This is a genomic window from Nostoc sp. (genome assembly GCF_036919675.1).
Taxonomy (GTDB): Bacteria; Cyanobacteriota; Cyanobacteriia; order Cyanobacteriales; family Nostocaceae; genus Nostoc.
In genome coordinates this window covers 1-25,031 of sequence record NZ_JBALCP010000037.1, presented here as the reverse complement: position 1 = coordinate 25,031, position 25,031 = coordinate 1, and the positions used below count along the sequence as shown (strand labels likewise).

The 25,031-nt window shown below is 41.7% G+C and carries 22 protein-coding genes and 1 pseudogene; 9 read left to right on the top strand and 14 right to left on the bottom strand.

Annotated elements, in window-relative coordinates:
* Positions 1-4: 4 nt before the first annotated feature.
* Positions 5-1,036 carry a 1-acyl-sn-glycerol-3-phosphate acyltransferase gene (locus V7K49_RS06550; protein WP_335204929.1) on the bottom strand — a complete coding sequence of 344 codons (1,032 nt, stop codon included), beginning with the start codon at positions 1,034-1,036 and terminating at the stop codon, positions 5-7.
* A 718-nt stretch (positions 1,037-1,754) separates the two neighbouring features.
* Between V7K49_RS06550 and V7K49_RS06545 the strand changes: the two genes are divergently transcribed.
* Entirely contained in the window at positions 1,755-2,075 is a 321-nt protein-coding gene (locus V7K49_RS06545; RefSeq protein ID WP_335204928.1) for a helix-turn-helix domain-containing protein, read from the top strand.
* A gap of 1 nt (position 2,076) precedes the next feature.
* Entirely contained in the window at positions 2,077-5,673 is a 3,597-nt protein-coding gene (locus tag V7K49_RS06540; RefSeq protein ID WP_335204927.1) for a hybrid sensor histidine kinase/response regulator, read from the top strand.
* Positions 5,674-5,819: 146 nt separating this feature from the next.
* Here V7K49_RS06540 and V7K49_RS06535 read toward each other — a convergent pair whose 3' ends face one another.
* The 11 genes from V7K49_RS06535 to V7K49_RS06485 form a co-directional block, all read right to left on the bottom strand.
* The gene (locus tag V7K49_RS06535) at positions 5,820-6,371 is read right to left on the bottom strand and encodes a hypothetical protein (protein WP_335204926.1); all 552 of its coding nucleotides are present in this window, start codon (positions 6,369-6,371) and stop codon (positions 5,820-5,822) included.
* Between the two features lie 342 nt (positions 6,372-6,713).
* Complete coding sequence (gene arsC / locus V7K49_RS06530; RefSeq protein WP_335204925.1) at positions 6,714-7,109, bottom strand: arsenate reductase, glutathione/glutaredoxin type; 396 nt, start codon at positions 7,107-7,109, stop codon at positions 6,714-6,716.
* Positions 7,110-7,148: 39 nt separating this feature from the next.
* The gene (gene arsH / locus V7K49_RS06525; RefSeq protein ID WP_335070683.1) at positions 7,149-7,814 is read right to left on the bottom strand and encodes an arsenical resistance protein ArsH; all 666 of its coding nucleotides are present in this window, start codon (positions 7,812-7,814) and stop codon (positions 7,149-7,151) included.
* A gap of 4 nt (positions 7,815-7,818) precedes the next feature.
* On the bottom strand, positions 7,819-8,886 hold the full coding sequence (gene arsB / locus V7K49_RS06520; RefSeq protein ID WP_335204924.1) for an ACR3 family arsenite efflux transporter: 1,068 nt from the start codon (positions 8,884-8,886) through the stop codon (positions 7,819-7,821).
* A gap of 474 nt (positions 8,887-9,360) precedes the next feature.
* Positions 9,361-9,684: an ArsR/SmtB family transcription factor gene (locus V7K49_RS06515; protein ID WP_335204923.1), complete on the bottom strand. Its 324-nt coding sequence runs from the start codon at positions 9,682-9,684 to the stop codon at positions 9,361-9,363.
* A 31-nt stretch (positions 9,685-9,715) separates the two neighbouring features.
* A complete protein-coding gene (locus V7K49_RS06510) occupies positions 9,716-10,927 on the bottom strand; it encodes an aspartate aminotransferase (protein WP_335204922.1) in 1,212 nt (403 codons plus the stop codon).
* Positions 10,924-12,114: an iron-containing alcohol dehydrogenase family protein gene (locus V7K49_RS06505; protein ID WP_335204921.1), complete on the bottom strand. Its 1,191-nt coding sequence runs from the start codon at positions 12,112-12,114 to the stop codon at positions 10,924-10,926. The genes V7K49_RS06510 and V7K49_RS06505 overlap by 4 nt, the downstream gene beginning before the upstream one ends.
* A 749-nt stretch (positions 12,115-12,863) precedes the next feature.
* Positions 12,864-13,385 (bottom strand): Ycf51 family protein, encoded by a 522-nt coding sequence (locus V7K49_RS06500; protein ID WP_298904038.1) that lies wholly within the window; start codon positions 13,383-13,385, stop codon positions 12,864-12,866.
* A gap of 289 nt (positions 13,386-13,674) precedes the next feature.
* Positions 13,675-14,142 carry a hypothetical protein gene (locus tag V7K49_RS06495; RefSeq protein WP_335204920.1) on the bottom strand — a complete coding sequence of 156 codons (468 nt, stop codon included), beginning with the start codon at positions 14,140-14,142 and terminating at the stop codon, positions 13,675-13,677.
* 464 nt (positions 14,143-14,606) lie between these two features.
* The gene (locus V7K49_RS06490) at positions 14,607-15,965 is read right to left on the bottom strand and encodes an O-antigen ligase family protein (protein ID WP_335204919.1); all 1,359 of its coding nucleotides are present in this window, start codon (positions 15,963-15,965) and stop codon (positions 14,607-14,609) included.
* Positions 15,947-16,789, bottom strand: a complete 843-nt coding sequence (locus V7K49_RS06485; RefSeq protein WP_334869727.1) for a YaaW family protein — start codon at positions 16,787-16,789, stop codon at positions 15,947-15,949. The genes V7K49_RS06490 and V7K49_RS06485 overlap by 19 nt, the downstream gene beginning before the upstream one ends.
* Before the next feature lie 144 nt (positions 16,790-16,933).
* Here V7K49_RS06485 and V7K49_RS06480 point away from each other — a divergent pair, with 144 nt between their 5' ends.
* The 3 genes from V7K49_RS06480 to V7K49_RS06470 all read left to right on the top strand — a co-directional run bounded on the left by V7K49_RS06480 (position 16,934) and on the right by V7K49_RS06470 (position 20,100).
* Positions 16,934-18,022 (top strand): NAD(P)/FAD-dependent oxidoreductase, encoded by a 1,089-nt coding sequence (locus V7K49_RS06480; RefSeq protein ID WP_335204918.1) that lies wholly within the window; start codon positions 16,934-16,936, stop codon positions 18,020-18,022.
* Between the two features lie 509 nt (positions 18,023-18,531).
* On the top strand, positions 18,532-18,909 hold the full coding sequence (locus V7K49_RS06475) for a late competence development ComFB family protein (protein WP_335204917.1): 378 nt from the start codon (positions 18,532-18,534) through the stop codon (positions 18,907-18,909).
* A 333-nt stretch (positions 18,910-19,242) separates the two neighbouring features.
* Positions 19,243-20,100 (top strand): SIMPL domain-containing protein, encoded by an 858-nt coding sequence (locus V7K49_RS06470; protein WP_335204916.1) that lies wholly within the window; start codon positions 19,243-19,245, stop codon positions 20,098-20,100.
* A 276-nt stretch (positions 20,101-20,376) separates the two neighbouring features.
* Here V7K49_RS06470 and V7K49_RS06465 read toward each other — a convergent pair whose 3' ends face one another.
* The gene (locus V7K49_RS06465; RefSeq protein WP_335204915.1) at positions 20,377-20,667 is read right to left on the bottom strand and encodes a type II toxin-antitoxin system PemK/MazF family toxin; all 291 of its coding nucleotides are present in this window, start codon (positions 20,665-20,667) and stop codon (positions 20,377-20,379) included.
* Positions 20,657-20,875, bottom strand: coding sequence for a hypothetical protein (locus V7K49_RS06460; RefSeq protein WP_335204914.1), 219 nt, complete (start codon positions 20,873-20,875; stop codon positions 20,657-20,659). The genes V7K49_RS06465 and V7K49_RS06460 overlap by 11 nt, the downstream gene beginning before the upstream one ends.
* Before the next feature lie 695 nt (positions 20,876-21,570).
* Between V7K49_RS06460 and V7K49_RS06455 the strand changes: the two genes are divergently transcribed.
* From V7K49_RS06455 to V7K49_RS06445, 4 genes and pseudogenes are all read left to right on the top strand, one after another.
* Positions 21,571-22,014, top strand: a complete 444-nt coding sequence (locus V7K49_RS06455) for a VOC family protein (protein WP_335204913.1) — start codon at positions 21,571-21,573, stop codon at positions 22,012-22,014.
* A 658-nt stretch (positions 22,015-22,672) separates the two neighbouring features.
* Positions 22,673-23,591, top strand: a pseudogene (locus V7K49_RS06450) (bestrophin family protein).
* An 81-nt stretch (positions 23,592-23,672) separates the two neighbouring features.
* The gene (locus tag V7K49_RS34575; protein ID WP_442942280.1) at positions 23,673-23,771 is read left to right on the top strand and encodes a hypothetical protein; all 99 of its coding nucleotides are present in this window, start codon (positions 23,673-23,675) and stop codon (positions 23,769-23,771) included.
* Positions 23,772-24,328: 557 nt separating this feature from the next.
* Complete coding sequence (locus V7K49_RS06445; RefSeq protein WP_334869715.1) at positions 24,329-24,682, top strand: hypothetical protein; 354 nt, start codon at positions 24,329-24,331, stop codon at positions 24,680-24,682.
* Positions 24,683-25,031 lie beyond the last annotated feature (349 nt).

Sequence of the window (25,031 nt, the reverse complement as noted above, 5' to 3'; positions counted from 1 at the left end):
AGGATTAAATTTCTCTCAATAACTGATTAATTTTATTTTGTAGTTTTTCGCATAACTGTTGTGCCTGCCGATAAGCTACTGTACGCTCTTTATTTGAATAGTTGTGCAATTCTGCTGGTTCTGTAGGCTGAATAAAGTAACGTAGACGAGTTCTCATTACCCAAATTCCCATTGAAGGAAACAGAATTAAGACAAACATTAAAGGCGAGAAAGGCAAGAATGGTAATTTGACTAGTCGTTGCAATTTCTCTAAATTAACAGTCCAAGGATGTAAAGATTCACTGCCGATGCAAACTACTGGGAGAATGGGAATTTGATAGCGATCGCTCAACTTAATAAAACTTACATCAAACTTTTCTAGTTGATAGCGTCTTTTCCAACCTTTCAGAGGACCGCGGATACCTTCGGGTGCATATAAGATAATTTTATCTTGGGCCATCGCTGCCTCAAAATCATCTAATTCGGCTCGCACACCACCCAAAACCTGTGACCATTTAGGTGGTAGCCACCAAATCACCCAAGGATGCTCAAATAATACTGGACTTGCTACGGGTTGTACCACCCATCCTCTAGCTTCACTTAATAAATAACCCAAAGTCAAAAAATCCCAAGGAAAACACATCCCTGCGTGATTCATTGCCACAATCAATGGCCCTGTTTGCGGCAAGTTTTCCACTTGTTGCAATTCTCCCCGAAAATAGTATTTAACGATCGGGCCAAGAACTTCTTCACCAAAAGCTTGTTGATATTTGGGATCAAATTCCCCAACTTCTTTTTGGGGTGAACGAAAACCAAGACGTAACCAACGACTTAGCAACGCCAGATAAAATCCGCCAGGAATTAAAAATAATCCATATTCCAGCCAATTCCAACCGTCTGAATCAGTGTGATAGTGTTGCCAATGGCGGTTGAATAAAATTAGCCAGCCTGGAGGATACCAAAGACAAAACCAATCAAACCAGCTAAATATATAGCCTTCACCTGGTGTATTTTCCAGTTGACTGTTGAGGAGGTTTTCGGAGTGTTGATTAATCAAAACAGTTAAAGTTCAGGCACCAATTTTATTAAATATATATTATAGCTTTATAGTTTTGCCATTGGCAATCTTACTATATTTAAAATTAATTACAGGTTTGAAAATATATTTAAAATTTGGTTACCAAAATTAACGATAATTTGGAAAAATTTATATATGCAAACTATTAGAGAAAACTTATGTATCAAGGCTATCTATAGCAATCATAAATCAAACGCGCAAAAACAAGATCCCCGACTTGGTAAAAGTTATCGTGGATCTGCGGATTACAATTCTCACAAATCAAATAGGATTGCTATATAGCATTCCTAAATGATTCGTAAACTTCTTTCCTTCTTCTTTTGGCGCTCTTCTCTAATGAGACGCTGCGCGTTCACGTAGTGTCTCGTAGACAAGGCGGCAACTCTTGGAGACGCTGCGCGTTAGCGGAAGCCTCTGGCAGAATTGGCGGTTCGATAATTTTTACAACTAAAATAGGATTGCTATATATAAAATATTAAGTAGGGTACGAACCGTAACAATGTAATCCACTACCCATAGATTTTTGGCACTGCGTAATGCTTGAAAGTCATCAAATCACTTAAAATAATACTATTTTATCTTCACACACCTGACAAAATTTAATGTTTATATAGATACTTTCTCCAGTTAACAGTAACCAATGAAGACTGAGAACTGATATCAGTATTTCGCCAAAAGATGAAATTGATAACGACTAATGACTGTTCAAATTCTTCCTCAAGTTCGAGAGAAATTGCGAGACAACTGTCCTAATCTTCCTATTATGGAACTAGAAAAGCTACTAAAAATTTCAGATTTAATCCGTGAACTTCGGCAGCAACTCAATCTCTCTCAGGAAAAGTTTGCAGCTAAGTTGGGAGTTTCCCTGCGAACAGTCAATCGCTGGGAGAACGGATCTACAGTGCCTTCACAGATGGGACTAAAACTAATTGAAGAAATGTTACAGAAGATGGGCGAATCAGGCAAAAGACTACTGAACGAGTATCTCTTAATAGCAGAGCAGCGAGAGGACTCCTAAGATGGTGAAAGTACCGGAAAAGATTTTGATGATGCGCTCTTGGTTGCTAAACTATAGTGTGATGATTCTGGCAGTCATTGCGGCGCTGCTGCTAACGCGACTGTTGGTGCCAGTCTTCGATCCGAGCGTATTTACATTATTTTATGCTGCTGTGGCAATCAGTGCCTGGTATGGCGGCATGGGACTTGGCGTAGTGGCGATCGCTCTATCTATTACAACTGTTGTTTATTTTTTGATTGAGCCAGTCTACTCGTTCGATTTCCTCAGCCTGAACATCTTGGTACGATTAACCACATTCTCACTAGTGTCCTTCTTAATTACTGCCCTCTCTTCAGAGTTGCGAACTGCTAGATTTTCGGCAGAGATAAGCCTGAAATTGTTGCAAAATAGCGAAATGCGGTTTAGCCGACTAGCAGAATCCAACATCATTGGAGTCATTCTAACTGAGATAAAAAATGGCTCGATCATCGAAGCCAATGATGCTTTTCTGAAGATGGTGGGCTATACGCGAGAAGATTTGTCCACTAACCAAATGAAATGGCGTGAGATGACTCCACCTGAGTATCTTCAATTGAGTGAGCGTACAGTGGAAGAACTTAGAACGACCGGAGTATGTAAGCCCTTTGAAAAGGAATACATTCGTAAAGATGGCGATCGCATTCCCGTTTTGCTCGGTTCTGTGCTTGTGGGAGATACTCAAGAAACAGTCATTGGCTTCGTTGTTGATTTGAGCGAACGCAAACAAGCAGAAGCGGCATTACAGCAAGCCAATCAGCGGAATACACGCACTCTGGAAAACATGAGTGATGCATTTATTACTTTAGACCGGGACTGGCGAATCATCTACCAAAATGCCGAAGCAGAGCGAATTAACGGCAAACTCCGCACAGAGGTTATCGGTAAGTCCCACTGGGAGGAGTGGTCTGCATCAGTAGGCACTAATGTAGAACGCCAATACCGACGGGCGATGGCAGAACAGATTCCGATTCACTTCCAGCATCACTACTACTTACCGTCCAAGTATGACCTGTGGCTGGAGATTCACGTCTACCCTTGTGAGGATGGTCTTAACATTTTCTTCCGTGACATCAGCGAACGCAAGCAAGCAGAGAAGGCAGTCCAAGCAAGTGATGAACGCCTCAGGAGTTTTGTCAAAGCGAATATAGTTGGCATTCTTTTTGGTGATGTGAATGGTAGCATCACTGAAGCCAATGACGAGTTCTTGCGAATTGTGGGCTATACCCAGGAAGATATCCAGGCTGGCAGACTATGCTGGACTGATATCACGCCCCCTGAGTACCAATATTTAGATAAACTGGCTATTGCCGAAGCAACAGCGAAAGGAACCTGTACTCCCTATGAGAAAGAGTGCATTCACAAGGATGGTTCGAGTGTCCCAGTTGTAGTTGGCTACTCCCTTTTAGGAGAATCTCGGCACAAATCAGTTGCATTCATTCTCGATATTAGTGATCTCAAACAAGCTAAAAAAGCGCTGAGTCAGAGTCAAGAGCAATTTCAAGCTTTTATGGACAATATTCCAGCCGCCGCATGGATAACGAATGCAGACGGACGTGTACTTTACCTCAGTCCAACTTATCTGAACACATTTGATTTAGCAACAAATAAGGCGATTAATAAAAATATTTTTGACCTATACCCAGCCCAAATCGCTCAACCTCTGCTTGATAACATTAGAATGGTTGCCGAGACGAATCAGGTTGTTGAAACGATTGAGTCTACGCCACGCACAGATGGCACTCTCGGCGAATTTTTAGTATATAAGTTTCCGATTGCCAATGCATCTGGGCAACGCCTGATAGGAGGGGTTGCAGTTGACATCACCGAACGCGAACGCGCCCTTCGTGAACGCCAGCTTGCAGAACAAGCCCTGCAAGAGCGCAGTGAGCGACTCAAACTGCTTTCTGAAACAACCAGCGATTTGCTTTCAACCGAGCGCCCCTTGGATCTAATGAACAGCTTGTTCAGCAAACTCTCGGCGCAGATGGATTTGCATTTTTACTTCCACTATCTAATCGATACACATGAAAATAAGCAGAAATTTCGGTTAGTAGCTTGTAACGGTATTACTGATGAAGTATTTCAAACAATTGAATACCTGGAATTTAATCAAGGGATGTGCGGACTAGTGGCGCAAGAACGCCATCAAATTGTCGTCAATGATGTGCTGCACTCTAGCCATCCAAATGCCCAAATCCTTCATCCTTTTGGAATCACAGCCTATGCTGGTCAACCGTTAATTGCTCAAGGAAAGCTGCTTGGTGTCCTCTCCTTTGCCAGCCGCACCCGTACCCACTTCACTTCTGGGGAAATTGCCCTGCTGCAAGCAACCTCCGATCAGGTGGCGGTTGCTCTGGAACGCGCTCAGTTGATGGCTTCGTTACAGCAGCAAAAAGAGCAGTTAGTCCAAGCTAACCGGATCAAAGATGAATTTTTGGCGGTTCTTTCCCACGAACTTCGCACGCCGCTAAACCCGATTCTGGGATGGTCGAAGTTACTGCAAACTAAAAAGTATGATCAAGCAACCACCACTCGCGCCCTGGAAACCATTGAGCGCAATGCCAAGCTTCAAACCCAATTAATTGAAGATTTGCTGGATGTCTCTCGAATTTTGCAAGGTAAGCTCAGCCTGAATATTGCTCCTGTGAATCTGGAAAGTGCGATCGCAGCAGCAATAGAAACTGTACGTCTAGCGGCTGAAGCCAAATCGATTCAGATTAACACTGTCCTTGAACCAAAGATCGGCCAAGTAACTGGTGATTCAGCTCGCTTGCAGCAAGTTATCTGGAATCTACTTTCCAATGCGATTAAGTTTACACCCCAAGGTGGACAGGTAGAAATCAGTTTACAGTCACTTGGTTCTCAGGCTCAACTTCGAGTCAGTGATACAGGTAAGGGGATTAGCCCAGATTTTTTACCCTATGTATTTGACTACTTTCGACAAGCTGATGGTGCAACTACCAGGAAATTCGGCGGACTGGGATTAGGATTAGCTATTGTTCGTCACATTGTAGAGCTACATGGCGGTACAGTTCAGGCAGAAAGTTTGGGCGAAGAACAGGGAGCAACCTTTACAGTCGTGCTACCGCTGATCAAGATTTATTTAAATAGCCACGACAGTGAGCAACAACCTAATGATTTGCCTGATCTAAATGGGGTAAAAGTTCTGCTTGTGGATGATGAGCGTGATACGCGAGAGTTAATTGCTTTCATTCTGGAGCAGTCTGGCGCGGTAATAACTCAGGCAGCATCGGCTGTAGAAGCACTACGAGTCATGCCTCAGTTCCAGCCAAATCTGCTGTTAAGCGACATTGGAATGCCGGAAGTAGACGGCTATATGCTGATACGTCAAATCAGAGCCATGTCACCAGAGATGGGAGGGACAATTCCAGCGATCGCTCTCACAGCTTACGCATCTGAGGTTGATTATCAACAGGCAATTGCTGCCGGATTTGAGCAGCATATCACCAAACCAGTAGAGCCTGCTAAATTAATTCGAGCGATCGCAAACCTGATTTGTAGTTGTAGCAATCTGCAAACTAACTTACAACCCTTGGAAGCTCGAAAAAGACATAATTAACTCAGAGACGAATGGCACGCTTGAAAAGCCAAAACACTTGTTGTTTAAGCAGTTTGTAATTGCTTATGTAATTTATGCCTGGGTTTTGTCATTAAGGCGTGAGCTTTTGGACGTGACTTATGAGGGGTGAAGTTTTTGACTAATGACTAATTTTGAGAATTTACTTCAATTTTGCTTAACCAAATCACTAGGTCATCTGCATGAATTTCTATCTCATTTCCTAAAGTTTTGATATACAGAAGTCCATCACTAATGGTTAAATCTCTGATTGGATACCATGAATCTCTTGTCTGGATTAAAAGATCCGATAGAATTCCTAGTTGTAAAATATTCTTACGATATTTCCACCAAGCTCGCCATAAAACGACAGATTTAGTACATTGCAACCTATAGTCTTTAGGGATTTGGCAGTGTTGATAGTGATAGAAACCACAACTATCTATGTTTCCTTTAAGGAGATAATTGCATTCTGATAAAGCCTGATTCAGTAATTCCCAATGGGATGAGTTAGACCGAATTAAGAATTCAGTTGGTGTAGTATTTAGTTGGGCAGTGGCAATTATGCCTTCAGCCTTTGTTGACAGATGGTTAATATTATAAACTGTTTGTGCTGTTAAAGAACGATTTGCCAATAAAATATCTTTTTTCTGGATAGAGTTGTATACAAACTCTCGAACTAAATCTAAATCAGACAACATAAAATTATTTATACTAAATCAACTAATGTTGTAATTTTTATCACATTTTATATTTAGTAATTACACTGATTAGTCCGTCAATCCGGATAATTCTCAACTTGATTTATACTGACTTCGTTGTTGGATCAAAGCTTTGTCGGCGTAGCAAATATACCTGGCGATTAGAAATCGCAGCTACACAAACTTCTCCCTACAGTCCTTCGGGCATCCTACGGCAGGCGCTAGCCTCTGGCAATGTGAGAAGGGGAGACGATGCCGCGCATAACGCACTGGCTGGCGTGCGAATTCTATTCGCCAGGGCTAGGGGTATTTTTACAAAAGTGAGATGCCCCCCAGTGCTATTCAACTCAGAGACTCTATTAACTTTACAACTCGTTCCTTAATTTCATCTCGAACGCGGCGAAAAGTTTCAATTGATTGCCCTGCTGGATCATTAAGTTGCCAATCTTCAAACACATCTCTTAACACCCACTCTTCGGGTAAATTAACACCACAACCACATAATGAAATCACAGCATTATAATCATCAGTATTGAAATCACTTAAAGGCTTAGAAGTTTGATTGCTAATATCAATGCCAATTTCTGCCATCACTTCAACAGTGACGGGATCTACCTTACTTGCTGTCAAACCTGAACTAGCAACAGCAACTTTACCTTCTCCTAATATTCGCGTAAATCCCTCTGCCATTTGCGAACGGCGGGAATTATGCTTACAAACAAACATTATTTTTTTCATGATGTTGTTAGTTATTGATATGTTGACACGAGAAAAATCTTATAAACTTCGATTGGCTTTAATTTTCAGGGCACTATTCGCTACCTTAATGGTTTCTTGTGCCGCTTTTTCTTTACGTTCGCTGTGGCGGTCTGTTAGGTAATCAAGCTGATCACGCAATAGCAGCGTAAATTTGTAAAGTTCTTCCATAACATCGATGACGCGATCGCGGTAAGGTGAATCCTTCATTGTTCCATCTTCGTTAAACTCTTGGTAAGCTTTCGCCACTGAAGACTGATTGGGAATCGTAAACATTCGCATCCACCGCCCCAAAATTCGTAGCGTATTAACAGCATTAAAAGACTGAGAACCACCGCTAACTTGCATGATTGCTAAGGTTTTGCCTTGAGTTGGTCTGACTGCTCCTAAACTTAAAGGAATCCAATCAATTTGGTTTTTTATAATGCCAGTAATATTACCGTGCATCTCAGGAGAAGACCACACTTGCCCCTCAGACCAGATGCTCAATTCCCGTAATTCCTGTACCTTGGGATGAGTCTCTGGCACACTGCCATAAATGGGTAATTCACAAGGATTGAAAAACCGCACTTCTGCACCAAATTCTTGAATAATCCTTGCAGCTTCTTCAGCCAGCAGTCGGCTGTATGAATGCTCTCGTAGAGAACCGTATAGAAATAGAATTCTCAGTTTGTGATCAAAGGTCATAAATTTATAGCATTCTCGATTTAGATGGCGAGAAATAACGTTTCTGGAACCAAAAGGCAACATTAACAAGACTAATCAGCACAGGCACCTCCACTAGGGGGCCAACGACGGCAGCAAAAGCTGCACCCGAATTAATGCCGAACACAGCAATTGCCACTGCGATCGCTAATTCAAAATTATTTCCTGCTGCTGTAAATGCTACACTTGCGGCTCTGGAATAGTCTGTCTTAATTCGCCATGCCATATAAAAACTTACCAAAAACATCACGACGAAGTAGATGATCAACGGGATTGCAATCCGAACCACGTCCAAGGGAATCTGAACGATCAAATTTCCTTTCAAGCTGAACATGACCAAAATTGTAAATAGCAGAGCAATCAGCGTGATGGGACTGATTTTGGGAACAAATTCCTCGTGATACCACAGCTTGCTTTTTGCCTTCACTAAGAAGTAACGAGTGAAAAATCCAGCTAAAAAGGGAATACCGAGATAGATGAACACACTTTGGGCAATCTCGGCGATACTCACGTTAACAACACTGCCTTGCAACCCAAATAGTGGTGGCAGCACGCTAATAAAGAACCATGCATAAGGGCTATAGAAAATGACCTGAAAGATGCTGTTGAAAGCAACTAATCCAGCTGTGTACTCTGCATTACCTCGTGCCAAGTCACTCCACACAACTACCATTGCAATACAGCGGGCTAATCCAATCAGAATCAATCCCGTCATATATTGTGGGTAACTATGTAAGAAGATACTTGCTAGAGCAAACATCAGTATTGGCCCGATGATCCAATTCTGAATTAGCGACAGACCGAGAATTTTCTTATTGCGAAATACATCTCCTAACTCTTCGTATCGCACCTTAGCTAAGGGTGGGTACATCATCAGAATTAAGCCGATTGCGATCGGTATATTAGTGGTTCCCACCTGGAACTGGTTAATAAACGCCTCTACTCCGGGAAGAAAATAGCCCAAGCCGACCCCGACGGTCATTGCTAGAAAAATCCACAGAGTCAAGAAGCGGTCAAGAAAAGACAGTTGTTTTGAAATCCGTTGATTTCTCATTACTTACCTAGCTAGAACCATCTATTTTGATCGTTGTCACTTTTGCCGAATCAGCGACTTGTGTTACTTTTTGCGATGGCTGAGTTTGAGTTTATGAATTGGATGTGGATGTGCCTGTGCAACTAGTCGCAAATGCCAACATTCAAAGTGCGAGAGCCAATTTTCTTGGTATTGCCTTCATTGACCTCATCTGTATGGCTGATCTCAAAGATATATTTATATCATTTCAAAAAAAGTTGATGTGTCAAGGTGAATAAGACTGTTATATACAAAAATTCATCAAAAAAACTTGATATATAATTACAAAGTTGCAGGTTCTTCAGGTAAACCGCAGACGCAACCGCAGGCAGGAGTATAAATTTCCGGCGTTGCTGAATTAAAGTATGAGATTCAAAAATTCAATGCTTAAAACCTTTATCTTTGCGTCTTTGCACGAAACTAAATTCATCCTCTCAATCAGCAACGCCAAATTTCCTAATCACAGCAAGCATTTGCAGATGAAATTACCCTAGTCTTGCGAAAATCTGCCAAATATTCTTCTAAAACACTAAATTGAAAAATATTTAAACTGTAATAAATCCAGCGTCCTTCCTGACGTGAGTTAACTAAGCCAGCTTCCTTGAGGGTTTTCAAGTGAAAAGATAATTTCGACTGACTTACCCCCAAAGCCTCACACAAATCACACACACATAGTTCTCCCTGTTGTAACAATTCCAGCACACCAATCCTGAGTGGATCAGAAAGGGCATGAAAGCCAGCAGCAATTAAATGAGGAATAGTAGCAGCGGGGGTTTGCATGAATCAGATTTTGATAAGGTTATGCTTAACTCTATTGTGAAGCAGAGACTACAGCTTCAGGTTGATAGCGGATACCAGCTTGCTTGAAGCGATGCAAAGCTTCACCCAAGCGATCGCAGTCGGCAATTAAACTTATCCTTACATATCCTTCACCTGCAACCCCAAAGGCATTACCTGGGGTAAGAACAACGCCTGTTTGCTGCAACACATTCAGGGCAAAATCTGTGGAACCAACGCCAACGGGACACTTCACCCAAAGATACATCGTCGCCTTGGTTTTGGGGATATCCCAACCCAATTCTCCTAATCCTTGAATGAGGAAATCGCGGCGGGTGCGGTAGCGTTGTTGTACCTCGTGCAAATACACATCTGGCAGTTGCAAGGCGGTTTCAGCTGCTGTTTGTAATGCTGCAAAAATGCCATAATCCAAGTTAGTTTTTAGCGTCCGTAAACCTTGAATTACATGGCGATTACCCACCACAAACCCGACGCGCCAACCGGCCATATTGTAGGTTTTGGATAAGGTGTGAAATTCTACACCAATATCTTTAGCACCAGGAATTTCTAGCAAGCTAGTGGGTTGATAACCATCAAAAGCTAACTCGGCATAACACAAGTCATGTACCAGCAAAATTTCATATTTGCGGGCGAAGGCGACGATTTCTTCAAAAAATTCGCGGGGGGCGGTGGCGGCGGTGGGATTGCTGGGATAATTGAAATAGAGAATTTTAGCCTGTCTTGCAACCTCGTCAGGAATTGCAGCTAAATCGATTAACCAGTCATTCTCTGGTTTAAGAATCAAGCTGTGGATTTTCCCGCCTGCGATCGCTGGGCCGCGGAAATGGGCGGGATAAGCTGGGGAAGGAACCAGAACAACATCACCAGGGTTAACGTAGGCGATCGCTAGATGGGTTAATCCTTCTTTAGAACCCAGCAGTGGTAAAGCTTCGCTATCGGGATCGAGAACCACACCATAACGGCGATGATACCAATTGGTGATTGCCCGGCGGAAACTAGCAGTCCCCTCAAAAGGAGGATAACCGTGATTGGCGGGATCTTTTAAAGCAGCGATCGCTGCTTCTACAACTGGTGCTGGCGTTGCACCATCCGGGTTTCCCATACCCAAATCAATTAAATCCAGCCCTTGTTCGCGTGCTTTAGCTTTCAGTTCATCTAAACGGGCAAATACATAAGGTGGCAGTTTTTGTATACGTTCTGCTGGGACAATCCAATTTAAACTCATTCTTCAACCTCGTCACTCATTCCCTTGGGCGAAACTCGATTCATGTCTCTACTATCTATGGGTGCAGTGGTGGAAACCATTGCCGCCATCAACTGTTCTGGCGCGACTTTAAATGGTAGTCGATGGATGTCAGAATTAGGAACCAGAGCAATTTCAGCGGCTGTTTGCAACTCGCCTAATGTAATATTGCCCAATCCCAAATCACTTAATTTTTGGGGTAGTCCAATTTCTGTGTAGAACTTTAATAACTGTTGTCGTGCCGATGCAGCTAGTTGATTGCCTTGTAGCATTTCTTCTAAACGCAGTTGCACCAAAATCCCAAAAGCAACTTTTTCGCCATGAATACTGCCATGTCCTGAAATATGAGTTAAACCATTATGCACGGCATGGGCAGCAACTGTGCGACACTGCGCCCCTCCAAGTCCCCCAACTACCCCGGCGAGTAAAACAGTGGCGTCTACAACTTCTCGCCAAACCTCACTACCTGGTTCTTTCAGGGCGGCGGCTGACTTTTGCAAAAGGATATCTCGCAAAACTCGTGCTTGTTGCACCGCAGCAATAATTAAAGTGTCTTGCAAATGCCCACTGCTAACTGAGGCTTCATACCACTTAGCGATCGCATCACCAATTCCAGCTACTAAAGTCCGTTGGGGTGCAGTATTAATCAAGTCATAATCAAGTATCAGTAAATCGGGACAACGAGACAGCCCCACATCGTAGAGAAATGCCCCGTCTTTTGAATAAACATTCGACAAGGCACTCCAAGCTGCACAGGTAGCCGCTGATGTCGGAATTGTCACCACTGGCAACTGTAACTGCTGCGCGACTAATTTAGCTGTATCTAGGGCTTTACCGCCACCAACACCGATAATTAGATCAGCTTTATGTTCTTTTGCCGTCTTCTGTAAAGATTTCAGGCTAGCTTCGCAGCAATCTGCACCATAGGTAGCTTGGGCAGTATGTAACTGTTGCGTTTCTAAAACTGGCTGCAAATTCTTTCGGCTAATAGCGAGAGTAGATTCACCTGCCACAATTAAGGGACGACTTCCCAAACAGGCGATCTCTGCTGCTGCTGCTTGTAACACCTCAGAACCACGGATTATTTTTGCTGGGGCAACTGTGAGCGGAAATAATGAACTAGAGGTTTGAGTAGACAGAGAACGTTGAGTAGAAAGTTGATTAGACATATAATCTAGTTTGCCAAAACCTTGATATTTCTTAATCTAATAGACTTGCAGTCAGAAATACTTGTTGCCACGCTGTTTTCAGAATGGCTACAAACAAAGCATCTGACTTAACTAAGTTTTAACCGATGTAATGAAAAAGACAAAGCTCATCGCCAATTGGTTAAGCAATTTAACGACGTTGCTTGAATCTGTGATGTCCATTAGCCTGAAATTCCGAACTATCAAAGTTTTGAATAACCGTATAATTAATTAACATTACCACTCTCAGATTCTCAGGAAAAGTTATTGAGAACTGAATAATCTGTCGATGGTCATTCCAGCTATGGATAGGTGCAAAGAGGCATACATCTATCTGTACGCTCCCACAGCCGATTCATTTGCCACAAAGACTGTGAACTAATCGCAACAGTGGTAATGAGGATAACAAATGACAAATCACAACTCTCAGTACCCATTACCTGCACGCTGATTGACCTTTTCTTACAGTGGAAGCACTAAAGTGTGAATATCTTAATCTAAAAACAACTATTAATGTATCAGTAAATACAAAATAAATTTTGTCGTTCTGATAGCAGGTAAATTATTTTGTCCTCTGGGAGAATGAGGGCTGAAGAAAAAAATTGTCCAATTCCCCCCTGCCCCTCTGCTCCCCTGGTTACTGAGCTTGTCCTGAGCGTAGCCGTAAAGCCTGCGGCATAGCTACGCTTAGGGCGCAGCCTCTCCAAGAGTTGTATGCCCCCGTGCTCTTCTTAAGCAGTAGGTTTTGGCAATTGGGCGAATTTGTCTGTGTAAATTTCGACTGTGACTGGGGAATTTTGATGCGAAACGAGCGATCGCTTCACCTCACCCAAGTAAACTGGTACAGAAGCCCCTTGTTCCGGGTGGATAATGGTACGGGCGCGAACTGTTAACTTGTCGTCTTCGCGTGTACCTGAGCGACCATAAGAGAAGAGATTACTAGCTGCTTGACGTAAAGTTGCTTCTAATTGTGTGGGTGTAATTTGGGGTGATGTGGCAATCACTGCTTGTGTTGACCCATTGTCATAAACTAAAGTGTACCGGACTGCTCCGGGAATCACAGTCCGACTCAAGGGGACTATCGAGAGTGCAAATAAACCAGCTGTCAGCACCAGCATAAAGCCAGTCGTACCTACCAGCCGAAAGCGGATGCCCCATTTGAGAATAAAAGCCAAAACTGCTAAGGCAGCAAATACCAAGGTGGCTATACCCGACCATTGGGTGTACTGAAGAAAGTCAGCTGTTGTAAGCATAAGATTGGTTATGGAGGCGTCTTTTTTCGTTACCGACACACCCATTTTACCGAGAGCTTACACCAAAAAGGTTATTGCTATCCAGTTCAGTTAGAGAAAGTTAAGTAAGTAGGCGTGAATAATTAAAGGTTTATAGTAAGCGGCTAAAGCCGCTTACTATAAACCTTTAATTAATTTTAGATTGCGTAATATTGTTTAATTCATTCTTGCCCACTTACTTATTTGTCTGAGTGGTTATTGGTCATTTGTTGTTCTCCCTCTGCCTCACTTCCTCAGCCTCGCCAATCTTTCAGAACAGTATTGGTTCACCAGAGACGATATGGGAATTTTTAGATGTCTGCAACTTAGTTTGAACACTATCAATGATTGCCAGCCAATCAGCATCTCTGTTCCATTCAGAGCGAATCCTGGTTTTAGTCGCCGCGTCATAGAGGTTACAAAAAACCACATTCTCTTTTCCAGCAATTGCAGCGATAATCAGGGGCTTAGAAAAGTCCTCGACTAGTGATACAGCTAAAAGGAAAGTTTTCGCAAAGTTCGTTTCTATCCCAGTCCTCACAACATAAATTTCATCTGCTCTCACAACGATGTCTAATTTATTGTTGACATTTCCCTTAAATTCTCCCGGTTTTAATTTTAGTTCAGATATATACCCAGTTAGCCCTGTTTTGTGGACAGGAATAGTTTGATCATTATTGATATCGTAGTTATACCACAGGTAGGATTCCCCGTTTAATTCTCCGTTTCTTACATGCAAATAAATAGGTTCTGGCGGGTTACAAAGACCTAGTACCGCAAGGCGGAAGTCAAAAATCAAAAGTCAAAAGTCAAAAGTATTATGGAATAAGCTCTTTAGGGATTTTAAATGGTTGCTCTATTTACGCCGTAGCGTACTAGTTTAATTTCAGTAATCATGTTTTATTTTCCTTAATGAAAGATAAAAATTTTCAGATATTCTGTCAAATTAAATACTTTTTAAAGAATAAAATAATAAATATACAAAAGGGCATCTACAAGAGATGCCCGTCATGCAGGAAAACCGCAAAGGATTGTCCCTACACCTTCCCAACAATCAGCAACAGCGACTAATACCTAATTAGTCACTCTCACAGTCACAGACGTGAATATAGTAATATTATTAATTTAAAACTCTAAATGTCTCCAGTGCATACACGGAAATTGATGGCAATTTTAAGTTACTGATCGCTATTTCCTAACTGACTAATTTGGATGAGATGCAAACCTATCTTCTTGGTTATAACGATGTACTACTCCACAAATGGCAGCCAAAATTAACCAAGAGAGCGCATTCAAACGAATATCGAAGAGGGTTACATCTACTGTATTAAATAGAACCCACGCAATAAAAGCCAGAAGATAACTGAAAAATATCAATCTGTCTTCTGTATTTATATATTTTGACTTTCGCAATAATTGCACGCCTGTAATCAAAATCCAAGCAAGTAAGCCACAAAATAAAAAAGTACTGGGAAAACCAGTTTCAGCAGATAACATCAAAAAAAAGTTATGAGGATGACCCAAGGGAATCTGCATCTGGGCTTTGTAGAGTCTACTAAAACTGCGTAACCCCCAGCCAGTCCAAGGATGTTCCTGAGCTAAAGACCAGGCAAAATTCCACTGAGTTTTTCGCATTAAAGCGACTGGTCTACCTGGATACATATCGTCATTTAACCTTGCCCAAAAGAAAGCAGGAACGTACTGACGAAAAAATTGAGCGATTGGTGAGGGAGCAAAAGCTGCCAAAAGCACACTAGAGACGATCGCAGCAATGCTACCTACAATAATGCGCCAACCTTGGTAGAGTGCATAAGCTAAACAGGCAAAAATAGCGATCGCCCAGCCATTGCGCGAACTGGTAAAAACCAAAGCAATGAAATTTGTAATCATCGCCACGGTTAAAAAGAGAAAGGGGACTGGGGACTGGGAACTGGGGACTGAATTCTTCCCAATACCCAATCTTCGATACCTAATCCCCAATCGCCATTGTTCGAGCCACAACCCTAAGCCCAAGATAAAAACTATCGCTAGATAAGCAGCGAAGGTGTTAGCGTGCAAGAAGAGTGAGGCTATGCGACCTGGTGGATTTCCTCCTGGTCTGATCGTCCAAGCTAAGACAATCCACAAAATCTCGAACTTCAAACTCCAGCCTAAAAATAACTGTCCCAAACCGATAATTATCACTGGCATGGAACCGATCACCAAAATCCAAGCCATTTGCCGCAATTGGGCAAATGTTTGAATCAGAGTGCTATGGGCAGCGAAAACTAAAAAGAATGGTAATAAATTAAATAAGCCGAGGAAAGCTGCGGTCTTGTCATCGGCAAACCCAGCACTTATGATCAGCAACACACTCAAAAGGGCAAATCCCCAGTTGAGGGGGCGGCGACTAATTTTCTGGTATTGTTTCAGTAAAGTTATTAATGATACAACAACTATAGTCACAGCCCCCAAGAAAGGACTCAATGGGAAGATTAACAGTGCCCATAGAGAATAGTTCCAGCAAGATTGCCAACGAGACTTGAAATAGTAAAAAGCTTTGTTCAAGCTGGCTCCCAACATTCCTCACGAGTGAGGCGAATTTGAGCTAAGGCAAAGATGGTAGGGATGATCCGACCATAGTTAGTGGCGATCGCTCTCCACCCTAAATCCGCAAAAAACCAAGCCCACATCATCGGCCCAATCACAGCAAACATACTGCGGGTTGCCCCATAACGAGCTGCACTCACAGTCATACCCCGTCGAGCCATTTGCATAGTTACATAGCTTTGGAATTGGGTTGTAGCTGCTTCTGAACCTGTAATTACCGCTTGTTTGGCTACTTCATAGGTAGCAAAGTGGATGGCAAATTGACGGGCAATTTGCTTAAGTACAAGTGGCTGGAGCATAGAAGTAACAGCGATCGCACTACCGCCTTTGAAAAGTAACCCCAAGGGGTCACGTTGTAATAAAAGTGGTAGCGGTTGTTTTAGTTCTGATTTGAACAGCTGATGCTGCACCCGTACAGTCAATTTTTGCTTTTCCTGTTCAGGTAATTTTTTCCACACCTGTCCTAGCAGATGCAAAAATACTTCTGCTTCTAAATCAATAGTTGCCAGCTGATTAGAATAGGAAATTTTTAGATACTTACATACTTGAACTAGAGCTTGTCGGTAAGTTACCTGCCCTGTGCGTCCCCGTAATACTGTCATTCCATCTGCCGCCAAAAAGCGAAAGCGACCCTCTAGTGCGTCTAACCAAGCTTTACGGTCTTGGCTTTGTACTTTGATGGGTTCGGGTGTGTGTACATAGTCTAGGGGATTGAACTTACGACTAAATAGAATTGCCGTTAAGTCTTGCAATTCTTCTTCGGTCGCTAACTCTAGCGCCGCCCTCATTTCATCCAATTTCCCTTCCTCCGTTCCGTGCAGCTTTGTGTACCTTATTCTACTATTAGCTTTCAGCAGTCATTAGTAGTAATTTTGTCCTTTGATAATAACTAATAACTAATGACCAATGACTAATAACCAACGACTAAGGACTATTGACTCATGACTGATATTGCAGTGATTGGTGCCGGAATAGCTGGTTTAGTCTGCGCCCAGCAGTTAAGTCAAGCTGGATATTCGGTGCTAGTGGTGGAAAAATCCCGTGGCTTGGGAGGAAGACTGGCTACACGTCGCTTGCATGGAACTTGGGCGGATCATGGGGCTTGTTACCTGAAGCCAAAGGGTGAATTGTTGGGACGTTTTGTGGAAATATTGCGATTGCGCCATATCCTCGAAGTTTGGACAGAGGAAGTTTACGAACTCACAGCAGATGCTTTTTTATCTGAACCTAAAAACCGTAGTCCGCGTTATGTTGCACCTGAGGGAATGAGTGCGATCGCTAAATTTCTCGCCCCAGGTTTAGAAATATTACTGAATCAGCGTGTCATTGCTATTACCCCAACTCCCGAAAATAGCTGGCGTCTGACTCTCGAATCTAGCAACGAAGAATTATCTGCAAAAGCTTTAGTCGTCGCCATTCCTGCACCCCAAGCTGTGATGTTGTTGTCACCTTTGGGTGAAAGTGTATTGGATGCAGTCTTTCTTGACAATCTGCGTTCTGTAGAATTCTATCCCTCGATTAGTGCGATCGCTGGATATCTTCCCACATCCCAACCACTCCCTGAGTGGAAAGCTCTAAGTTTTGTGGATGATGCTGATTTAGCATGGATTGGTTTGGACAGTAGCAAGCGTCCTAACCCTCAACAACCACATTTTGTGGTGCAAAGTAGCGCTGATTTTGCTCAACGTCATCTAGAATCACAGGATTTACAACCTGCCGCACAGTATATGTTGCAACGAGCAGCTGAATCTCTGTCCCTTCCTTGGCTGAATACTCCTGAATGGATGCAAGTACATCGTTGGCGTTATGCCTTTCCTAGCCGTCCTTGGCACGAAGCATTTTTGTCTGCCGCAACTCCCCTACCTTTAATTTGTTGTGGTGATTGGTGTGGCGGCAATCTTGTGGAAGGTGCGATGCTTTCTGGATTAGCTGCCGCTGATGAAATTAATCATCAATTGCATGATCTACCTTTAGATAATGTGAACTTTCTAAACGTTTTTACCAGTTCAGTTCATCTGTCGCTAGACTGATTTTGCACTATAGGGAGTTGTTATTTTTATGACTTACTAAACGAACGTGCAACAAATAAGTTTTTTAGATGAAACAGTGAATTTTGCAGCAAACCTTAAAAAGTGATGTAAATTACCAAAAAAGCTTAACTTCATTAAAAACTTGTTCCTAATTCAAGTTTTTTTATTGCCGTTAATCTTGATCCCCTAGCCTTGATGCTGCGTTTCATGTAGATTTCTGCCTTTTTGGCAGAAGTTTGAAATAATTAGGATTATAAATATAAAATGTCGGTAACTTACCAGCTTATTGGATGCTGTTTTAAGAAGTCATACTGTGAACCAGTATAAAGCTTAACAAAAATAAGCAAAGCCAAATGTCTGATATTTTACCAAGATAAAAGGCTAGTTTCAGAGTCTATTGCATATATCAGTTGAATTACTTCTAACTGATTGTCATGACGACGTTGGCATCTAAAAAAGTTGTTTTCTCCACCAACCATTGACTAGATTAAAAAAGGAGTTTAAAAATCATGAAAACGGTAGTCAATTTAACACAGCAATCAGTAGTAGGAGAGATTGAAAGCGTTTTGGATACATATCCATCCCATCCATATCAACAAGCCCTTGCGATTCCTGACTTACGCCAAGAGCTAATTGCTTTCGTCCTCAACCGCCTACCCTCCTTTTACAACGTGATGTCTGACGGACAGATTCCGCTAGCAGAGGCTAAACAAGGAAGCTTGGCTTATTACAAGTTGCCTCGTAAACCCTTTGAACAGCAAATACATTTACAAAATTTGATTCACCAAGGCATTTGTTTAATTATTCAAGAAAAGTCAGATTGGATTAGCAATCATCTTTGTGAAACAGTTGAACCAGCTTGTGAACCTTCTCACTGGTTTGGTTAATAGTTCTAACAAGATTTGGCTCTCTGCTGATCTGACTTTTCACGTTGTATGGAAAGGCCCATGAAAAACCTAACCCCCTTCCTGCATGGGGAAGGGGGAAAATTCAAAGTCTCTCTCCTAGAAGGAGTGAGATTTTCCTGATAGCGTAAACAGTCAGATAAGAGATCCCCTAACCCCCTTAAAAAGTTGGCTCTTGAGATCCCCCTTTTTTTAGTGGGATTAGGGGGGATTGCGCTTCGCGCACGCGACGCGAACGAGGTTTCAGGTTTTGAGTGCGTAAGTCCTGAATTATTTGGATAAAGGATTCAGTATATTGCTCTTGAGGTGTAAACTTTGACAATTACTAAGTTCAAAGGATATTCCCAGGACATGAGAAAATTAACTGCTCTAATGCTAAGTATTTCCGTGACTGTCGGGGTGGGAGCGTTAACACCCAAAGTCACTAATGCTCAATTATTTTACCCGCCAGCAAGCGATCGCCATTCATTAATGGTAATCGGTCAAGGAGTGGTGAGAGTGCCAGCAGATACAGCGGATATTGAATTGGTATTCAGTAGCGGAGGTAGCAATAATCAGTTAGAAACGCAACCGTCATCTCTAGGGTCAGTCCACCGCATATCTTCACCAATTCTGCTCTTAAATTACAAAACAGCAGCAGAATCTTTACCAAGCAAAAAATCATTAACTAAAGCAACTCTCCAGCCTGTAGTTAATAGCCTAGTTGCCAAAGGGATTAGTGCTGATAAAATTCAAGTGCAACTTAACACTAATTCCAGTGAAAATAACGCCAAAATATTGGTGAGACTGGAAAAACCAACACGCGATCGCGTCCAGGAAATTGTTGCTACAGCGAACAAGTCCACGAGCGAAATTGAAAATCTTTCCGTCAAGAGTGTGGGCGTTGAATACGCAGTCAATGACTGTCAAGCTTTGCAGAGTTCAGTTTACCAATCAGCGATGAAAGACGCTCAAAGTCGTGCTCAGGCTTTAGCAACTGCTATGGGTGTTAAACTTGGGACTCCTTCTGTAGCCGAGCCATTTTACACATTATTTTATCCCTCATGTAGTTCCAAAGCTGGAGTTACTTTACCGTCTTTTGCAGGTTTTTTATTATCACCGACTTATAATCCAGACGCTACGGCGGAAGTAGAGATGAAAAAGGATATTTTTGTGACATATATAACAAAATAAACATTTACATTCAGTGCATAGACGCGCAGCGCCTTGTCGTCAGACATCGCACTTTGCTTTAGTCAAGATTAAGAGTGCGCTCGCTTAACTATGTAACCTTGAAGAAGCTGATTTACAGAGTGCTACAGAAGAGTTTCTTAAAGCTAAAGAGGTGATTAATCAATATATCCGAAAGCATCCAGATTTGATTAATAAATATCCTCAGCTGAGGGAAATTAGTAAATTAACAAATATAGGTCAACAAAGGTCTGAGGAGATATATGAAGACAAGCAATTTTACGGATAAATCTTTGTATATCCAACACCACGCAGTTGCAAAATATCCACAGCAGAAGTTTTTGTTAAACTATTTGCACTGTCTGGTTCAATTTTAAAGTGCCAAATATTATCAGCATAATGTTCTTTCCAGTCTGTGATTGGTGCAATCAACTTAATGGGTAGCTTGCCAACACCATCAGAACTTACTACTATAGCCGGACGGACTTTTTTGATTTCTGCTCCCACTGTCGGATCGAAATTAGCAAGCCAAATCTCACCTCCTTTAGGAGCAGGATATCTAATAATCAATCAAGTTTCCTGTCTGTAATTCCTGCCATTCTCTATCTTGCTCGTAATGTAATAACATTAACTCAGCCTGTGCTGCCAATATGCATCGCCGTTCTTCTAATGACAATTTCATGAACTCACGACGGCTGATGGTTTTAGCTTGTAAAAGTGTTTCCGAAGATTGTAGCTGTGAGTTTTCTCTCTGAGGAGTAGAATTGGAGATTTCCATACTTTCTCAGTAATTTTTATAACAATTCCTAATTTATATTAATTTTACCGCACAGCTAAAGTATGCGTGTTCATAATTCTTTTATTCAGGAGCGATCGCTTTTTATATTTATCCTAGCGTCAGTATTCCTGCTGCAAAATTTACAGCCAGTGGCAACATTTTTAACCATTGCAAACCCAGCAGAGGTTCGCGAATGTTTTTTTATTCTATCAATCTATAGAAAAGTAAAATATTCACTGGAGTTTAGACTAAATGGGTAATTTTTAAACTCCAATAATGAAAAAACTCCAGAAATATTTGTGACAAATCTGGAGCTAGGAAAGATACGCATTTACCTATATCAAATTTTCACCGTGATAGCATCCTCCGTCATCAGGGTATACACTCAAATAAAGTTTAGGATGTCTAAGGATCAACTACTGTGCTTCTCGTTTACACATCTTTTCTGTTGAAAGTAACGCAAAACAGCCCCAGTTTATCTGAGGCTGCTTTGCGAGAGTTGTTTGGTAGGAGGGGTACATCAACAGTGATGCCCTGTATTAGATATTAAATAATTCAGTATGTATCCCTATTCAGCCATGTTCTGGCACATCCGGTTTAGAAAATTTTGATCGCTTTTTCCAAAAAGAAACTCCAGACGCCCTTAAGGCATTCTGGAGCAGTAACAGGTTTCTAACATCAATCAATTTTTACCTATGCGATCGCCAGATGTCGTTGGGGTATATACTCAAATGTATTTTATGTCTGATCATCCGCCAATTGAACAGCAGGTTACTTTCTTTTATACTGATGATCTCGATGCATCCACAGAATTCTACCAACAAAAGCTGGGCTTGGAATTGTGGCTTGATCAAGGAACCTGTCGAATTTATACTGTTAGTGGTTCTGGATATTTGGGATTGTGTCAAGCAACCAAAACATCACATCCTCCAGCCGACAAGCAATCAAGTGTCATTTTTACCTTGGTAACACAGCAGGTGGATGAGTGGTTTGAATATCTCAAAGAACGCGGCATCAAATTTGAAAAGCCACCTACACTAAATGAAAAGTACAACATTTACCACTGTTTTTTCCGTGATCCCAGTGGTTATTTGATTGAAATTCAACGTTTTGAGACTAACTACAAAAAAAAGACATAACTTATTTAGTTATGTCTAAACATTCAATTTACAGGGCAGGATTTGTACAGGTTAGAACTTTTTAATTTACTGGCATACATGATAGAGACTAATGTTGTATAACCATCATCGATAGCCATGTACCTTTTGTTCTATCGATTTATCGGGGTGAGGCACGGGATTTATGCAGCCACCGAGAAATCTTTACATTTCTTTACAATTGCTGCGTAGGCGTAGCCAGCACTTCTCTACGAGACGCTCTTGCTAGCAAGATCCCTGTAGGGGTACGACAGTTCGACTACTTCGGCTGCGCTCCATCGAGCGTTCGCGTAGCGTCTCGTAGAGAAGCCGAGATGCTCAGTACAAGTGCGCTCAGTACAAGTCAGTGACCACCGTAGGCATCGCTTTTGACTTTTATATAATAATCCTTCCCCTGCCTCACGGCAGTTGCTACAACGCGGGGAACCCGCGCAGCGCACTACCCCTGCTCCCTCTTTCGACCTCAGTGGATTGTCACAGAAGGTAGGATACAGTCATTGCCGCCAGCATATACTGTGATCTTCCCAACACTACTTATTACAGTATCCTCTTTACCAATTGTGCTATTTCTATAGTTATTATTTTTAAAGTATCGATGTTTAATCTATCGGTTCACTAAATATTCTCTTAGGGTGACTGCATGACAGCCGAAAAATTCACATGGCTACGCACTAAATTACAACTTAAAGGTTCGGTGATGAAAGCAATTTACAAACATATTTTATGGTGCGGAGCTTTCGGATTTTTGATTTCTCTACTTGACCATTTTGAGATGCCTGTATCCCAACCTATTTTAGGAAGTGTTATTCCTAGTATTGTTTTAGGTTTGTTACTTGTATTTCGCACAAATACTGCTTATGAGCGATTTTGGGAAGGGAGAAAATGCTGGGGATCTCTAGTAAATAACATCCGAAATCTGGCCCGGCAGATTTGGGTATCAATTGATGAAATCTTACCAGAAGATAAAGACAATAAAATTACAGCATTAAATTTATTAGTAGCTTTTGCTGTGACAACCAAATTACATTTGCGGGGAGAAGCAGTCAATAGCGAGTTAGAAGATTTAATGCCATCTACTAAGTATATAAAACTGAAGATTATGAATAATCCCCCCATAGAGGTAGCCTTTTGGATAGGAGATTATTTACAAGGAGCAGTATCATCGCAATTGCCTTAATAGCTACCAGTTAACATCTATGCAAGAATTATTGAATAATCTAGTTGATAATTTAGGTGCTTGTGAACGGATTTTAAAAACACCTATGCCATTAGCTTATGCCATTCATCTTAAGCAATTATTATTGTATTGTTTCCTATTACCTTTTCAAATAGTGGATAGTTTGGGTTGGTGGACAGGTTTAATTGCTGCTTTGGTTGGTTTTACAGTATTTGGCATTGAAGCCATCGGCTTGGAGATAGAAAACCCCTTTGGTTATGACCCTAACGATTTACCTCTAGATACGATTTGCGACACAATGAAACGCAATATTGACGATTTAATTACTCTGACTCCAAATGCGCGATCGCATCTAGATAATTTGACCTATGATAAAAGTTGAGATTGGGAAAAATCTTCAAGGCTTGGTTATAGCTTTGGGCGGTACAGCGAAGCCGAACCCCTCTACACCCAAGCCTTGGCAATGTGCGATCGCATTTTAGGGGTTAATCATCCCACTACAGCGACAATTCGAGAAAATCTAGTAATCCTGCAACGTCAGTCTACTTTCCGTGCTATCTAGAAACGTCGGTTAGGTCAGTTTGTCCAAATCTTGTTAGCGATATCTACGATGGTCACTGACTTGTACTGAGCGCAGCCGAAGTAGTCGAACCATGTCGTACCCCTACGGGGATCTTGCTAGCAAGAGCGTCTCGTAGAGAAGTGCGGGCTATTCGGTGTCGCAATTTTACTGCTTTATCTACGTAGCGATCGCTTAAACAAATCTTAACTTTTCTCTTTCGATGGCTTTACTATACTTTGATCGCTTTTCTTGCTGAGTGCGATCGCCCTACTGCGACTCTTAAATATCCCTGATTTAATCCTGGCATATCTCAACGAACTCAACTGCGATCGTTTGGAAATCTAAACTAGATAATCGCACTGCCTAAAGCGATGCCAAGGTTATAGCTTGGCTAATATTTTTTCTGTTTATTTTACGCAACACAGAGCAGGAATCATTGACGAGCTAAGTATATACGCAATATAATTATTGTAGTAGAACCTAACGATAGAGTTAATTAAAATAATTTACCCAGAGAATAAAGACAAGCAATATCAAAGATAATTGGGATAAAACAAATGAACACCAAAATTATTGCTTTGTTGGGAATTACCGTAGCCTTTGCAAGCTTAGGAAGCCAGGTGTACGCTCAGTCACCGACATCAAGCTCAAATTTAGAACAATACAGATTAACTGGTGATTCTCTAGTTGGAATTGATAATAGAACAGCCCAAGATGACTTTGGAAGGTTTTTTGAGCAAACTAATCCAGCAAGCATCTCCAACAGTAATAGAAGAGGTAATAAAACTCCAGTCAAAATCCAGTTTAACGAATCATTATCATTACCAGACACTTCTGTTTTCTTAACACCTGCTCAGTCGGGGAGTGACAATGATGGATTGGAAGTACAGTTAGATATCGACAGAAAATAATCAGGTATCAAGGTTGACGCTGTAATTTTTGGTGGAGATACCCTATGAGTGTAGACGCCTTCTTCAGCTTCTAGTCGCCCATGTGCGGGGCGCACCTTCAGAATGGAACAAAGCTAGTACATTGTGGCGAAAGTTTACCTACCTTTAACAAGGGGCAAAATCCCCTTGTTAATTGAGATGGTAGCTAGATTTACGCCATGCTGTACTAGAGTTAGAGCGAATATTTATGTTTACAGCAGTTTGATATCAAACCCGCCACAAAGCTCATAAACTGTAATAAATGTAAAGAATAGTATTTAAAGATGGCAGCATATTCAATTGACTTACGACAAAAGATATTAAGTGCGTG

Coding starts and splice junctions, on each gene's coding strand:
- V7K49_RS06540 (WP_335204927.1), top strand. CDS start 2,077: ATGGTGAAAGTACCGGAAAAGATTTTGATGATGCGCTCTTGGTTGCTA.
- V7K49_RS06445 (WP_334869715.1), top strand. CDS start 24,329: ATGAACACCAAAATTATTGCTTTGTTGGGAATTACCGTAGCCTTTGCA.
- V7K49_RS06490 (WP_335204919.1), bottom strand. CDS start 15,965: ATGTTGGGAGCCAGCTTGAACAAAGCTTTTTACTATTTCAAGTCTCGT.
- V7K49_RS06515 (WP_335204923.1), bottom strand. CDS start 9,684: ATGCAAACCCCCGCTGCTACTATTCCTCATTTAATTGCTGCTGGCTTT.
- V7K49_RS06475 (WP_335204917.1), top strand. CDS start 18,532: ATGAAAACGGTAGTCAATTTAACACAGCAATCAGTAGTAGGAGAGATT.
- arsC (WP_335204925.1), bottom strand. CDS start 7,109: ATGAAAAAAATAATGTTTGTTTGTAAGCATAATTCCCGCCGTTCGCAA.
- arsB (WP_335204924.1), bottom strand. CDS start 8,886: ATGAGAAATCAACGGATTTCAAAACAACTGTCTTTTCTTGACCGCTTC.
- V7K49_RS06500 (WP_298904038.1), bottom strand. CDS start 13,385: ATGCTTACAACAGCTGACTTTCTTCAGTACACCCAATGGTCGGGTATA.
- V7K49_RS06455 (WP_335204913.1), top strand. CDS start 21,571: ATGCGATCGCCAGATGTCGTTGGGGTATATACTCAAATGTATTTTATG.
- V7K49_RS06545 (WP_335204928.1), top strand. CDS start 1,755: ATGACTGTTCAAATTCTTCCTCAAGTTCGAGAGAAATTGCGAGACAAC.
- arsH (WP_335070683.1), bottom strand. CDS start 7,814: ATGACCTTTGATCACAAACTGAGAATTCTATTTCTATACGGTTCTCTA.
- V7K49_RS06510 (WP_335204922.1), bottom strand. CDS start 10,927: ATGAGTTTAAATTGGATTGTCCCAGCAGAACGTATACAAAAACTGCCA.
- V7K49_RS34575 (WP_442942280.1), top strand. CDS start 23,673: ATGTGCGATCGCATTTTAGGGGTTAATCATCCCACTACAGCGACAATT.
- V7K49_RS06505 (WP_335204921.1), bottom strand. CDS start 12,114: ATGTCTAATCAACTTTCTACTCAACGTTCTCTGTCTACTCAAACCTCT.
- V7K49_RS06460 (WP_335204914.1), bottom strand. CDS start 20,875: ATGGAAATCTCCAATTCTACTCCTCAGAGAGAAAACTCACAGCTACAA.
- V7K49_RS06535 (WP_335204926.1), bottom strand. CDS start 6,371: ATGTTGTCTGATTTAGATTTAGTTCGAGAGTTTGTATACAACTCTATC.
- V7K49_RS06480 (WP_335204918.1), top strand. CDS start 16,934: ATGACTGATATTGCAGTGATTGGTGCCGGAATAGCTGGTTTAGTCTGC.